Raw genomic sequence first — 13,326 nt, 5'->3', positions numbered from 1 at the left:
AGGTTTATAATTAGGTAACTCAAGAGTTAGACTGTATTTTTTAAAATAGTTCGTTATTTTTTAACGGTTTTTAGCCTACCACAAATCTTTGTAAATGCGTTTAAAAAAGCCTATTGTGCTATATGTAAAGTTGACTACTTTGTATAAATTTCAGTTTATCTATTGGCTTTAGCACACGGGTTGTTTAGAATCGAGGAAAACAAACAGGTCAGACCTGTCAGCGGGAGAGCATAAATGTCTGAGCAAAACATACTAAAAACACCAAAGGGTGATCGTATTGCCATAGTAAGTGGCCTTCGTACACCGTTTGCAAAACAAGCAACAGCATTCCACCACGTACCAGCACTTGATATGGGCAAATTAGTGGTTAACGAAATGCTTGAGCGATTAAATTTCGACAAGTCAGAAATCGATCAACTTGTATTTGGTCAAGTAGTACAAATGCCAGAAGCGCCGAATATTGCGCGTGAAATTGTACTGGGTACAGGCATGCCAGTTGGTGTTGATGCTTATTCAGTGTCACGTGCATGTGCTACCAGCTTTCAGGCAATTGCTAACGTAGCTGAGTCTATTATGGCGGGCTCTGTAAGTGTAGGTATTGCCGGTGGTGCAGATTCATCGTCTGTATTACCTATTGGCGTAAGTAAAAAATTGGCAGGTAGTTTAGTTGATTTAAACAAGGCGCGTACTTTAGGCCAACGCTTACAAATTTTTTCAAAGCTACGTTTAAAAGACTTAATGCCAGTACCGCCTGCAGTTGCAGAGTACTCAACTGGTCTTTCTATGGGTCAAACGGCTGAGCAAATGGCTAAAACTCATAACATTAGCCGTGAAGATCAAGATGCATTAGCACATCGTTCACACACGCTTGCAACGCAAGCCTGGGCTGATGGTAAGCTTAAAGATGAAGTAATGACGGCTCATTTACCACCGTATAAAAGCTTTATTGAAGAAGATAACAATATTCGTAAAAACTCTACAGTTGAAGGTTACGCAAAGCTAAAACCTGTATTTGACCGTCAACATGGCTCGGTTACAGCTGCTAATGCAACACCGCTAACAGATGGTGCAGCTGCGGTATTGATGATGAACGAAAGTAAAGCGCGCGCGCTTGGTTACGAAATTTTAGGTTACGTTCGCAGCTTTGCGTTTTCTGCTATTGGTGTAGAGCAAGACATGCTAATGGGTCCTGCGCATTCAACGCCTATCGCACTTGACAGAGCCGGTATTACGCTTGCTGATTTAGATTTAATTGAAATGCATGAAGCATTTGCATCGCAAGCCCTTGCGAACATGAAAATGTTTGCCTCAGACAAGTTTGCGCAAGAAAAACTAGGTCGTAGCAAAGCAATTGGCGAAATTAACATGGATAAGTTTAACGTGAATGGTGGCTCACTGGCATATGGTCATCCATTTGCAGCAACAGGTGCTCGCTTAATCACACAAAGCTTAAACGAGCTTAAACGTCGTGGTGGCGGTTTAGCATTAACAACAGCGTGTGCTGCTGGTGGTTTAGGTGCAGCCTTTGTATTGGAGAGCGCGTAATGACAGATTCAGTTTTTAATTTAGCGGTAGACGAAAACAAAATTGCCGTTGTAACTATCGATGTGCCGGGTGAAAAAATGAACACCCTGCGCGACTCGTTTGCAGACGATTTAAAAGCGTTATTAGCACAAGCACAAGAGCATGCTGTTAAAGGCATGGTTTTTATTAGCGGCAAGAGTGATAACTTTATTGCAGGCGCTGACGTGAAAATGCTTGATAGCGTAGAAAAACGTGAAGATGCGCTTGCCATTAGTGAGCTGTGTCATCAAGCTTTTTTTGATATGAAAAAACTACCTTATACCACGGTAAGTGCCATTCATGGTGCGGCGCTTGGTGGTGGTTTAGAGTTTGCATTAGCGTGTGATTACCGTGTTGGTACAGATAGCGATTTGACGAAAATTGGCTTGCCTGAAGTTCAACTAGGTTTATTACCTGGTGGCGGTGGTACGCAGCGTTTAACAAAAATCGTGGGCATTCAAAAAGCACTTGAGTGGATGCTAACCGGTAAGCAAATACGTCCTAAACAGGCTAAAAAAGCAGGCGTATTGGATGAGTGTGTACCGCATAGCGTACTTTTAAAAGTGGCAAAAGAATTTGCCGCTAAGAAAAAGCCACAAGCTAAAGAGCCAAAGCTCGATAAAGTAAGCAAGTTATTAGAGTCAAACCCATTTGGCCGTAACTTTATCTTTAAAAAAGCGAAAGAAAACGTCTTGAAAAAGACGGGCGGGCACTATCCAGCGCCATTAGCTATTATTAAAGCGGTACGTGCAAGCGTAGAACTTGATGAGCTAAAAGCTTACAAAACAGAAGCTGAGGGTTTTGCAACACTTGTAATGAGTGAGCAATCTAAAGCGCTTCGTGGCTTATTTTTTGCTACCACAGAAATGAAAAAAGAGTGGCGCAATGACGATGCACCCGCAATCACCAAAACGGCAGTATTAGGTGGTGGCTTGATGGGCGCGGGTATTGCCCACGTCAGTGCTGTAAAAGCGAAGCTGCCTGTTCGTATTAAAGATGTAGCAGAGCAAGGCATTAGCAATGCAATGAACTACACCTACAAAATTCTTGATAAGCGCCTTAAGCGCCGCATTATGTCTAAAGCAGATATGCAGTTAACAATGAACCGTATTACCGGTACAACTGACTACAGTGGCTTTAAACACATTGATTTAGTTATTGAAGCGGTATTTGAAGACTTAGCGTTAAAGCAAGGTATGGTTGCTGATGTGGAACAGCAATGCCAAGAGAATACAATTTTTGCAAGTAATACGTCATCGTTGCCTATTTCACAGATTGCGGCAAACGCTGCACGTCCTGAAAACGTTATTGGCCTGCATTACTTTTCACCAGTAGAAAAAATGCCACTGGTTGAAATTATTCCGCATGAAGGAACGTCTCAAGAGACAATTGCACGTGTTGTTAATTTTGCGCGTAAGCAGGGTAAAACCCCCATTGTTGTTAAAGACATGGCGGGTTTTTACGTAAATCGTATACTTGCACCTTACTTAAATGAAGCAGCTAACTTAATGCTTGCAGGTGAGCCAATTGAAAAAATTGATGCAGCCCTTGTAGAGTTTGGTTTCCCGGTAGGACCGCTTGCGTTACTTGATGAAGTAGGTATTGATATTGGCTCTAAGATTGCGCCAATTCTTGAAAAAGAATTAGGTGAACGCTTTAAAGGACCTAATGCCTTTTCACGTATGATTGATTCAAAACGCCTTGGTCGTAAAACGGGTCGTGGTTTTTATGATTACGAGAAAAAAGGCAAAAAGGTTGATGAGTCAGTATACGAGCTACTAGATGTAACACCTAATTCACGTTTAAACAAAAGTGAAATTGCACAGCGTTGTGTAGCGCAAATGCTAAATGAAGCTGCACGTTGTTTAGACGAGGGCATTATTGCAAGCCCACGTGATGGTGACATTGGTGCTATTTTTGGTATTGGGTTCCCACCATTCCTCGGTGGTCCATTTAGCTACATGGACAAACTCGGTGCGAGTAAAGTAAGTTCGGATATGTCTACGCTTGCCAATAGCAACGCTATATTTACACCGTGTGAGTCGCTAGTATCAATGGCTGAGTCAGGTGAAACGTTTTATGGCCAAAAGCCAACACAAAACGAAACCGTTGCTGAAGTAGTAAAGCTAGAAACATTAGAGCCAGAAGCAGACGATGTATCTGAAGAGCAATCAGACGTTGCTAAAGATGATACTAAATAACGTTTAACACGTATTAAAAAACCGCATTTATATGCGGTTTTTTTGTGCCATACATAGGCTAAATAACAGACTTATAAGCGAATTTAATTCGCATTTAAATGTTGCTCTATCATGTTACGGTCTTTTTCAGGCATGTTTTCCACAACTAAATTAAACGAGTTATCAATCATGCGTTCAATTTCACCTTGGGGAATTGACCCGTCTAAAATAACCGTATTCCATAAACGTTTATTCATGTGGTAACCAGGGATAACCGCGGGGAAAATATCGCGTAATGAAAGTGCTTCATCAGGATCGCACTTTAAATTTAGCCACCAAATTACTTCACCGTTTTCGTTTGTTTCACCATCGTTACCAACAGCAAGGGTGGCGAACATTTTATGATTCACTTTATAGACATCAACCTCTTGAGCAAATGGCTTTGTAACCAACACAAGCGGCTTTTTGATTAAATACTCATGTACTTTTATTTGATCCATGATCCATTCCTTGAAGTCATACTAGGTAGATATACCATAGCAGTTTTTTAATGATTTGATTATATGTATTTTAGTATAAATAGAGATTTTACAAGTCAATACAAGGTATAAGCCTATTTAGCTCACTTTATTGTTGAACAAAGTTGAGTTCGTGGTATGTTTCTGGCAATCAAAAAAATAATAGGATTTACACATGCCAAAGGCGAGTGATGTTAAAAAAGGCACAGCTATTGAATTTAATGGTCGTGTATTAGTAGTAAAAGATATTGTACGTTCTGTTCCTCAAGGCCGTGCTGGTGGAAGCTTATACCGTATGCGTTTATACGATGTAGTAACTGGCGCTAAAGTTGATGAAACGTTTAAAGACAGCGATATGCTAACGCTTGCTGATTTAATTCGTCGTGAAGCTATGCTGTCGTACATAGACGGTGATGAATACGTATTTATGGATAGCGAAGACTACACGCCGTATAACTTAAATAAAGACGCGATTAGTGAAGAAATTTTGTTTATTAATGAAGAAACCCAAGGTGTGCACGTTATTGTCATTGATGGAGCGCCTGTAGGGCTAGATCTACCTTCAAGCGTTGAACTTGTTGTTGAAGAAACCGATCCTTCTATTAAGGGCGCTTCAGCCAGTGCTCGTTCAAAACCAGCACGTATGTCTACAGGGCTGAATATATCTGTTCCTGAGCATATTTCAACGGGCGATCGCATTCGTATCAATACGGTTGAAAATAAGTTTATGGGGCGAGCTGAAAAGTAGCGCCATCAAGTTATTAATTAAATTTAAAGCTGCGCTCTCAATAGGGTCTGTTGATCTTTTAGGGGGCTATTTACGCTTTGTTGCCTACATGGATGTAGGTAAGCGGCACGAGCAGGATGCGAAAGCTTCACTCAGTTTTTACTTATTCTTATATGGATGTAAGCCAGTAGAATAATGCAGTAGCCGTTATCGAGCCCACTAGGTTTCACACCTCGCGTCGCGATTAAATCCTCCAAGTTTTAACAAACTTCAATCCGCAAAGATCAACAGCCACTAAAAACGCGGCTTTTTTGCTAAAGGTGTATTGCTTTAAATTTAATTGAAGAAACGTTAAACTGCGCGCCCTAATTTAATTGGCGAGAGTATGTGGTTTTGTGGTTGGCTTTACTCAGTGGTTTGTTTATTTCACTTATGTACTTAAACACTATAAAAAAAGGCATGCCTGTAAAGCGCTGGCTTATACTCAGTGCGCTGCTTGGTCCGCTGGCTTGGTGTTTGTTTAACGTGCACTACAGGCGAGCCTGGCTGCGTAACGTGGGTGTTAAAGCGTGCATATGGCGCCCTTAATTAAGAGACGCCACATTGCTTGCTTTAGATCTTATTAAGCTTGGTGTTGCTTTACTTTGTTGTTGTTTTAAAAACTCGGTGAATTCGTCTTTAGATAACGGTTTTGAGTAGTAATAGCCTTGCACCGTTTCGCAGTTAAGTGCTTTTAAAGTGTCTATTTGATATGCTTGTTCAACACCTTCTGCAACCACATGCAGGTCTAGGTTTTGCGCTATTGTTACAATTGAATCGACCATATTGCGCCCGCGCTCATTTTTCATGTCATCAATAAACGCTTTATCTACTTTAAGTGTATTAAGCGGAAACTGCTTTAAATAAGCTAAAGAAGAGTACCCTGTACCAAAGTCATCCATGGCTAAATGTATACCTCGTGCGCTTAGTGAACGCATAATGTTAATGGCTTCATTTGGATCGTCCATTACTGTGCCTTCGGTAATTTCTAACTCTAAAAAGTACGATGGCAATGCATTTTTTTGCAAAATAATATCTATTCGCGACGTTAAATCGGGGAGGCTAAATTGTTTAGCAGACAAGTTAACAGCAACGCGCCCATTAAACAGCCCATCGTCCAGCCATTTTTTTACATCTCGACAGGCTTTGTTTAAAACAACTTCACCAATATCTATTATTTGACCTGTTTCTTCAGCAATAGGAATAAAAACACCTGGGCTTATAATGCCTTTTTTAGGTGTAATAAAGCGTACTAATGCTTCCATACCGGTTAGCTTACCGGTTCGTATATTCATTTTTGGTTGATAATAAACTTCAAAGTGGTCTTCTTTTAAACCAAAACGCATTAGGTTTTCTATTTGTAAACGTTTAACAGCTTGGCGGTTCATGGTGTCGTTGAAAAACAGGTAGCTATTACCTTTCTTTTTCGCGTGGTACATAGCGGTATCGGCATTTTTAAGTAATACTTCAGGGGTGTTTCCATCTTCAGGGAATAGCACAATACCAACGCTTGAGGTAATGGCCAGCTCATGTCCTGCCATTTTAAATGGGGTCGAAATAGCAGCTAAAAACTGTTTTGCAGTGCGAGTTATGACATGAATGTCGTTTGTATTTGACATAACAAGCGCAAATTCATCGCCTCCTAAACGATAAAATACATCGTTTTCACGGGTGAGCTTATTTAATCGCATAGCGAGTTTGGCTAATAAGCTATCACCAAGTTGATGGCCTAATGAGTCATTTATTTTTTTAAAATTATCTAAATCAAAAACCAGTAATGCGTGATGGGCGTCTTGTTTTACTAGTTTATGTAAGTTAGTAAAAAATAAATTACGGTTAGGCAGGCTCGTGGTACGGTCGCGGTTTGATAAATTGTGTAATTGCGATTCTGCTTTTTTACGCTCTGTTAAATCTGAATAAACAACCACATAGTTAGTTATCTGATTTTGCTCGTTTTTAATTTCATCAATCGATATTTCTATTGGCAGCAATACACGCTCATTATTGCGCAGTTTAATTTCTTGTTGAATATGCTCAGTTTGGCGCACTACATCGATAATGTTTTCAACGTAACTTGTATCGTATCCAGGCAAATTAAAACCTTTATTTAGGTATTGTTCGCGCATACCCCCAAATAACGTTAAAAAACTGGGATTTATATCGACTAATTTAAAGTTTTTATCGTAAATTGCTAGCGCATCAGTAAACGATTCAACACATTTTGCAAACAAATTTAATCGTTCTTCGGTTGATTTTAACTGTGAGATGTCGCGTACTGTTCCTGTCATTCTTAGTGGGGCTAGGTTTGCATCTTTTTCGATAACCTTGCCGCGGTCCAGTACCCAATGCCATTTACCAAAAGTATCTTTAATTCTGTATGTTGCTTCAAAGAACACGCTTTGCTCGGCAAAATGTTTTTTTAGTAGGTGCTCAACATGTGGAATATCTTGCGGGTGTATAAGGCCTTTATTTGGTGGGAAACCCATAATAGTAGGGGAGTTCATCATATATTTATCATTAATACGAATAACTTCACCCGTTTTTATGTTCCAATCCCACAGGGTATCACCACTGCCTTCTACAGTACTTTTTAAGCGCTTTTCAGACAAACGAAGCTGGCGGCGAGAACGCCTCAGTTTGTATATCACAAATAACAGGTACGGAAGAACGAGCGCTATAATAGCGCTTGAGAAAAAGAGTATGGTATCTGAATTGTATTTAAATGAAGACTCAAAGGCGAAAAGATCAAATGAGTAAGCAAGTAATACAACTGACAAGCTTAGTTTTATTGTTTTTATTATCATTTTTTATTACTTCTAATTTACAAATGATAATTTAAAACAAGCTAAACCCAGAGTCAAAGAGAATGCGAGTAAACGGGTGTTTTTTGAGGTTTATTAACTTTAGCGTTACTTAATAGCTCATATCTTGGTCTATCTTCAGTAAAAAGTACCAGCGCATAATCTTTAATTTCTTGTAAAGTCAGCATATTTAATGCCGATAGTAATCGTTTTTGCATATCAAAATTATGATCCCTATTACCTATGGCAAGCCACAAGCGTTGTGAACGCAAACGTAAGTTTTTATCTTTTTCTGCAATGTGCGTCTTTAAACCATGCTTTTGTTGCTGCCAGCTTTGCTCGTCTAATCCACCAATATTACTCAAGTATTGATTTACAAAGTGACTATGGCGATGCAATAAAGTTTTTGCGTCAAATTTAGGGGACTGTATGTAAAAGGCAATTCCTGCTCGGGTGTTAAAAGGTGCGTAACCCGCACCAACTAAATAGCCTAACTGCTGTGTTGTGCGTAATTCGTTAAAGTAGTCTTGGTTCATCAAATGATTTAATGCCATCATTTTAACTTTTTCGTTTACGTCATCGGTTTGAGCCTGGTAATACACCACCATAGCGTGATCATTACACGGTAACTCAATTTCATAGCGTGTTGCTTTTTTAATTTCAAATAAAGGGCGCCTTAAATCGTCAATTGTTGCAGTGTGACGTAAGTGAACGGCCACCTTTTTTTGAAATTCAATAGCGTGGTTTTCTTGCCAGTTACCGTGTAGGAACGACTCAATATGTAATGCTTTAAAAAAGTCTTGTCTAAATTCATTAAATTGCTGAAAACTGGTTGTTTTTAAAGCTGCGGCGAGTTCGTTAGGCTGAGGATTCCAAGGCATTATTTTAGCACCTAAAATACTAAATAATTCGCTAACAGGCTTATTTTGATTGCTATTACGCCAATGCCTTACTAATTGTTTTTTGTATTCAGCAAAGCGTCTGGCACATATATCTACATTAAATAACGCGTCGAGCAGCTCATCTACCAACTCTAGTTGGCTCGACGATAATCCAGCGGTGTGAAGTGTTAGCCCGCCTTGATGGGATGTTAAATGATAACTAAGCCCTGCAAGCTCAGCAGGGTAAAACTGCTCGCCAACACTGTCCATAAATAAATCACTAAATAAGCGAGTTAAGGCCATGTGCTTTACGTCTTTTACAGCAAAGTGAGAGTCCATGGCTAAATAAAAGTGGCCTTTAGCTACTCTAAATGTGTTGTCTTGTTTAAACCAAAAATCAAAACCCGGTTTTTTAACTAAAAGAGTAGGTTGGTTTTGAGGCTTTTCTACATCAAAAAGCTCAACATTTTTAGTTAAGTATGGATTAGCCGTGGGTAACAGCATATTTTTTAGAGGTTTGTTAATGTCGCTAAGTGCGTCAAGCCAGCTAGGCGATACCTTTTCTACTTTGTAAGGTGTGTTGTACCACGCTGTTTTATGTTCAGGCTCGACATCAGGATGTATAAGTACAATGCGCATATTGTTAGGTTTTAACCATTGCATCGCCATTTCGTGCGTTGCCTTTTTAAAGCCTTCCATTAGGTAGTCACCCTGCACATAATTACATTCGTCGTAATGCTGCATATTTATGCTTAAACTACTTACCCAATCAATAAGGCGTGATTTTTCTTGGTTATCAAATGCTATTTGTAATAGGTTTTTTTTATCCTGGTACAGGCGTGGTAATTTTTCTGTGTTGTTATTTATTAAGCAAATGTACTCAAAGAGCATTTCGATAATGTCTTCAAAGTATTCAATGCCCTCATCGGTGAGAGCCATACTTATATTAAAATCTTTAAAGTTACTGCCGTTAATGCCACCACCCGCAGAAAGGGCGTTTATCCAACCTTGTTCTTTTAAAATAGAATAGAGCGAACCTTGCCCTTCATAGCCAAGTAAATGCGCGATAAAGCTCACTGTTTTGTGGCGGTAAAAGTCATCAATATTGGGCATTGCAAAACTTACTATTAGCTTTTGCATGTGCTTATGTGGCTCTATATGTAAAATTTTCCCTAGGTCTTGCTCTCTGTAAAGGGGTTCGTTGATCTCAGGTTTTACAGCCTTTTTATTGCCAATAATGTCGTTAAAGTATTTGTTTGCCCAGGTTTGAAGTGTGTCTAACTCTTCATTTGCACATATAACCAGTGTCATCCACTGGGCTTGATAGTGATCATTAAAAAAGTCGCGAAGTTCGTCGCTAATACAGCGTTCTCTGTCTGCTAATGTTTGCAGGTTACCAACAGAGAATTTAGCGAAAGGGTGCGCTGGGTTAACGGTTTCTTTATGGGCCTGATAAATACGGCGTGCATCGTCTTTAATTTTTAGTTTAAATTCAGCTTCTATGGCATTGCGTTCTTTTTCTGTTTCTGTGGCGCTTAACAAGGGGGCAATAAAAAAACGGCTAAATTGTAATAAAGCATGTTTAAATTCTTGATTGTTTATATCAAAAAAATAGCAACTGTGTTCTGTACCCGTCCATGCATTGGTATTACCGCCAGCTTGAGATACAAAATTATTAAAACTGCCTGAGTCTGGAAATTGATCTGTGCCTAAAAAAAGCATGTGTTCTAAAAAGTGAGCAAGGCCTTGCCTGTCAGAGGGATCGTCAAAATGGCCCGCGTTTACAGCCATTGATGCTGCGGCCTTAGTCGAATCTTTATCTTGCACAAGCAGCACTTTTAGACCATTGTCCAGTGTAAGGGCGTGGTATGCTCTATTATCATTGCGGCTGATATTCAAATGATGCTCCTGAAACTAAATACTTACTTGATAACAATAGAGGATAACTTCAGGTTAGCGAGAATATGCTAAAAGATTTACCTGAGTGTCTTGAAAGAACTATTTTTAGAAAAAATAACTTTATGTTGTTAATATAGCTGACAAGTGAGCAAACTGGCTACTGTTTATATTCTTAAATCGGTTGATTTTTTATGAAAACAATCTTAATAATGCGTCACGGCGAAGCGGCCCCTATGCAGGCTGACGATGCGGCAAGAAATTTAACCCAAGTGGGTCATTTAGAAGCAAAAAAAATGGGGCTATGGCTTGCCAAAAACTTTTCTCCAGACGCGCTGTTAGTTAGCCCTTACACACGCGCTCAGCAAACTGCAAATGGAGTGGCTGAAACTATAACGTTTAAATACAGTGAAACGTGTAACGATGTCATCCCAGAAGGCAAACCCCATGTTGCTGCCGATTACCTTGAAACATTAATACAAATGCACCCAGAGTGTAATTGCTGGTTAGTTGTGGCTCACATGCCAATAGTGAGTTATTTGGTTGATCAGCTTTGTCCTGGCAACATGCCTATATTTAACACGGGTGCTGTGGCTGTCATACATTACAATGATGATACTCACCGCAGCGAATATATAAGTATAAACGCCCCTGCTGATTTATAAATAATGAGAAAAATATGACGATTGAACGCCTTCAAACCGGTGCCCGAATGAGCCGTATAGTAAAACACAATGGCACTGTTTATTTGTGTGGGCAAGTATGTGCTGATGCTGAAAAAGACATAACAGAGCAAACGCAAACCATGCTTGATAAAGTAGAAGCGTTATTAGATGAAGCGGGTAGTTCAAAACAGCATATGTTAAACGCAACAATTTATTTGAAAAGCATGCAGCACTTTGCACAAATGAATGCCGTATGGGATGCGTGGGTTCCGCAAGGACACGCACCAGCACGTGCATGTGTACAAACTAAAATGGCACGCGATGCGCTATTGGTCGAAATTTCGGTTGTGGCAGCACTCAAGGACTAATTTTGTATGAACAAAGCGCGGGTGGTACTCATAACAGGTTCTAGCCGAGGGATTGGTGCTGCCACCGCTGTTTATTTTGCGCGCCACGGATATGATGTATGTATTAACTATAAGACTGATTTAGTTAAAGCAGAACAGGTTGCCGATAAAATAAGACGTTTTGGCGTAAGGGCCGAACTAGTAAAAGCCGATGTGTCTCAAGAGAGTGATGTTAGCGCTTTATTTTCACGTATAGATGAAGTATTTGGTCGGCTCGACGTGCTTGTAAATAATGCCGGTGTGCTTAAACCGCAAATGCCGCTGCTAAATATGGACGCTGAGCGAATTAACCAATTACTCACTACAAATATTACCAGTGCATTTATATGCAGCCGAGAAGCTATTAAGCGAATGTTATCCGGCAGTAGTATCGTCAATGTGTCCTCGGTAGCGGCTAAAACTGGGTCACCAAATGAATACATTGATTATGCAGCCACAAAAGGTGCGATTGATACGTTGACTATGGGTCTTGCTAAAGAGGTTGGTTGCAAAGGGATACGTGTTAATTGTGTTAGGCCTGGCCTTATTTATACTGATATGCACACAGATGGCGGAGAAGAGGGGCGAGTAGAGCGGCTTAAAAGTAATCTTCCTCTGCGTAGGGGTGGGCAACCTGAAGAAGTGGCTGCTGCAATCTATTTTTTAGCCTCAGACTCTGCCTCATTTACTACTGGCGCTTTTATTGATGTGGCTGGTGGCTTATAAATTAAAGTAAAACCGCCAACCAAAACGATAAACTAACTACACTTAAAATAGTTGATAGCACCACCGCTCCAGCAAGCGTCGCTTCATGCTGTTTAATTTGGCTTGCTATTAAATAAGCATTCACGCCAACAGGTGAGGCACTTAATAAAACAAGTACGGTAAGTATTTGAGGGTCGAGCTTAAACAAATACGACCCAATTATTAATACGCCTGCGGGGAGTATTATAATTTTTAGAATAGATGCAAGTAAGGCAGGTTGCCAGTTTGCTGCTATTTTATAAAACGCTAAGTTTGCACCCAATACAAATAGCGCACAGGCAATGGCGGGGGTCGCTAATAATGCTAAACTATCCGTTAAGTTTTTAAATAGTTCAACCCCAGATATATTAATAATTAAGCCACAACCAATACTCAAAACAATAGGGTTTAGTACCATGCTTTTACCAAATTGTAGCCACGAGAACGAACTGCTATTGCCTTTTGCCCCAATTAAATAGGTCAGTGAAAATAATAAAGTACTATGAAACGTGATGATCATAAAAGCAATTGCAATCATCTCTTTGCCCAAGGACGCAATTATAATTGGGATACCTACCAACACCATATTGGAATAACTAGCAGCAAGGCCAAATACGCCATGCTTTTGGTAGTTTTTTGGATGTTTTTTATTTAAATAATACCGATCAACTAAAATACCTAACCCAAAAACACACAGCACTGGAATATAAAAGCTTAAAAACGCAGAAAGACTAATGCTTTGTTTTAAGTCTATTTGCGACATATTCAATAACAAAAAAGCCGGTAAACTTATATAAAATGTGAATTTACTTAGGCCTGCAATGTGCTGTTTGTCAAAAAACGAGAGTCGGCAACAGCTATAACCCAATGCGACAATGAATATAAGTGGAAAAATAATAGAAACAATATGCACGTAATTACTTCCT

At 39.7% G+C, this 13,326-nt stretch carries 11 protein-coding genes; 7 read left to right on the top strand and 4 right to left on the bottom strand.

Going from position 1 to position 13,326, the window contains the following annotated elements; all coding sequences use genetic code 11:
• Positions 1-234: 234 nt before the first annotated feature.
• A complete protein-coding gene (gene fadI, locus CWB62_RS00635; RefSeq protein WP_058403425.1) occupies positions 235-1,545 on the top strand; it encodes an acetyl-CoA C-acyltransferase FadI in 1,311 nt (436 codons plus the stop codon).
• A complete protein-coding gene (gene fadJ, locus CWB62_RS00630) occupies positions 1,545-3,764 on the top strand; it encodes a fatty acid oxidation complex subunit alpha FadJ (protein ID WP_138528645.1) in 2,220 nt (739 codons plus the stop codon). The genes fadI and fadJ overlap by 1 nt, the downstream gene beginning before the upstream one ends.
• Positions 3,765-3,847: 83 nt before the next feature.
• On the opposite strand, the gene CWB62_RS00625 is transcribed toward fadJ, so the two are convergent.
• Complete coding sequence (locus CWB62_RS00625) at positions 3,848-4,243, bottom strand: MmcQ/YjbR family DNA-binding protein (protein WP_058403423.1); 396 nt, start codon at positions 4,241-4,243, stop codon at positions 3,848-3,850.
• Between the two features lie 193 nt (positions 4,244-4,436).
• On the opposite strand from CWB62_RS00625, the gene efpL reads away from it, so the two are divergent.
• Together efpL and CWB62_RS18805 are read left to right on the top strand one after the other, a co-directional pair.
• Positions 4,437-5,009: an elongation factor P-like protein EfpL gene (gene efpL, locus CWB62_RS00620; protein WP_138528643.1), complete on the top strand. Its 573-nt coding sequence runs from the start codon at positions 4,437-4,439 to the stop codon at positions 5,007-5,009.
• A gap of 372 nt (positions 5,010-5,381) precedes the next feature.
• Positions 5,382-5,576, top strand: coding sequence for a hypothetical protein (locus CWB62_RS18805; RefSeq protein WP_249310719.1), 195 nt, complete (start codon positions 5,382-5,384; stop codon positions 5,574-5,576).
• Here CWB62_RS18805 and CWB62_RS00605 read toward each other — a convergent pair.
• The gene (locus tag CWB62_RS00605; protein ID WP_058403420.1) at positions 5,573-7,831 is read right to left on the bottom strand and encodes a putative bifunctional diguanylate cyclase/phosphodiesterase; all 2,259 of its coding nucleotides are present in this window, start codon (positions 7,829-7,831) and stop codon (positions 5,573-5,575) included. The two genes, CWB62_RS18805 and CWB62_RS00605, sit on opposite strands and share 4 nt — an antisense overlap.
• A 53-nt stretch (positions 7,832-7,884) precedes the next feature.
• Complete coding sequence (locus CWB62_RS00600) at positions 7,885-10,608, bottom strand: insulinase family protein (protein WP_138528636.1); 2,724 nt, start codon at positions 10,606-10,608, stop codon at positions 7,885-7,887.
• Between the two features lie 191 nt (positions 10,609-10,799).
• Between CWB62_RS00600 and sixA the strand changes: the two genes are divergently transcribed.
• Genes sixA through CWB62_RS00585 form a run of 3 tightly spaced genes read left to right on the top strand, consistent with a single transcriptional unit; the run spans position 10,800 to position 12,382 of the window.
• Positions 10,800-11,270, top strand: coding sequence for a phosphohistidine phosphatase SixA (gene sixA / locus CWB62_RS00595; RefSeq protein WP_058403418.1), 471 nt, complete (start codon positions 10,800-10,802; stop codon positions 11,268-11,270).
• Between the two features lie 14 nt (positions 11,271-11,284).
• Positions 11,285-11,638 (top strand): RidA family protein, encoded by a 354-nt coding sequence (locus CWB62_RS00590; protein WP_138528634.1) that lies wholly within the window; start codon positions 11,285-11,287, stop codon positions 11,636-11,638.
• Between the two features lie 6 nt (positions 11,639-11,644).
• Complete coding sequence (locus CWB62_RS00585) at positions 11,645-12,382, top strand: SDR family oxidoreductase (RefSeq protein ID WP_138528632.1); 738 nt, start codon at positions 11,645-11,647, stop codon at positions 12,380-12,382.
• A 1-nt stretch (position 12,383) separates the two neighbouring features.
• On the opposite strand, the gene CWB62_RS00580 is transcribed toward CWB62_RS00585, so the two are convergent.
• Positions 12,384-13,313, bottom strand: a complete 930-nt coding sequence (locus tag CWB62_RS00580; RefSeq protein WP_138528630.1) for an AEC family transporter — start codon at positions 13,311-13,313, stop codon at positions 12,384-12,386.
• Between the last annotated feature and the right edge of the window lie 13 nt (positions 13,314-13,326).

This window comes from Pseudoalteromonas sp. S408, assembly GCF_005886645.1.
Classification (GTDB): Bacteria; Pseudomonadota; Gammaproteobacteria; order Enterobacterales; family Alteromonadaceae; genus Pseudoalteromonas.
The sequence above is the reverse complement of the archived record's forward strand: the minus strand, read 5'-3'. Positions and strand labels throughout refer to the sequence as shown.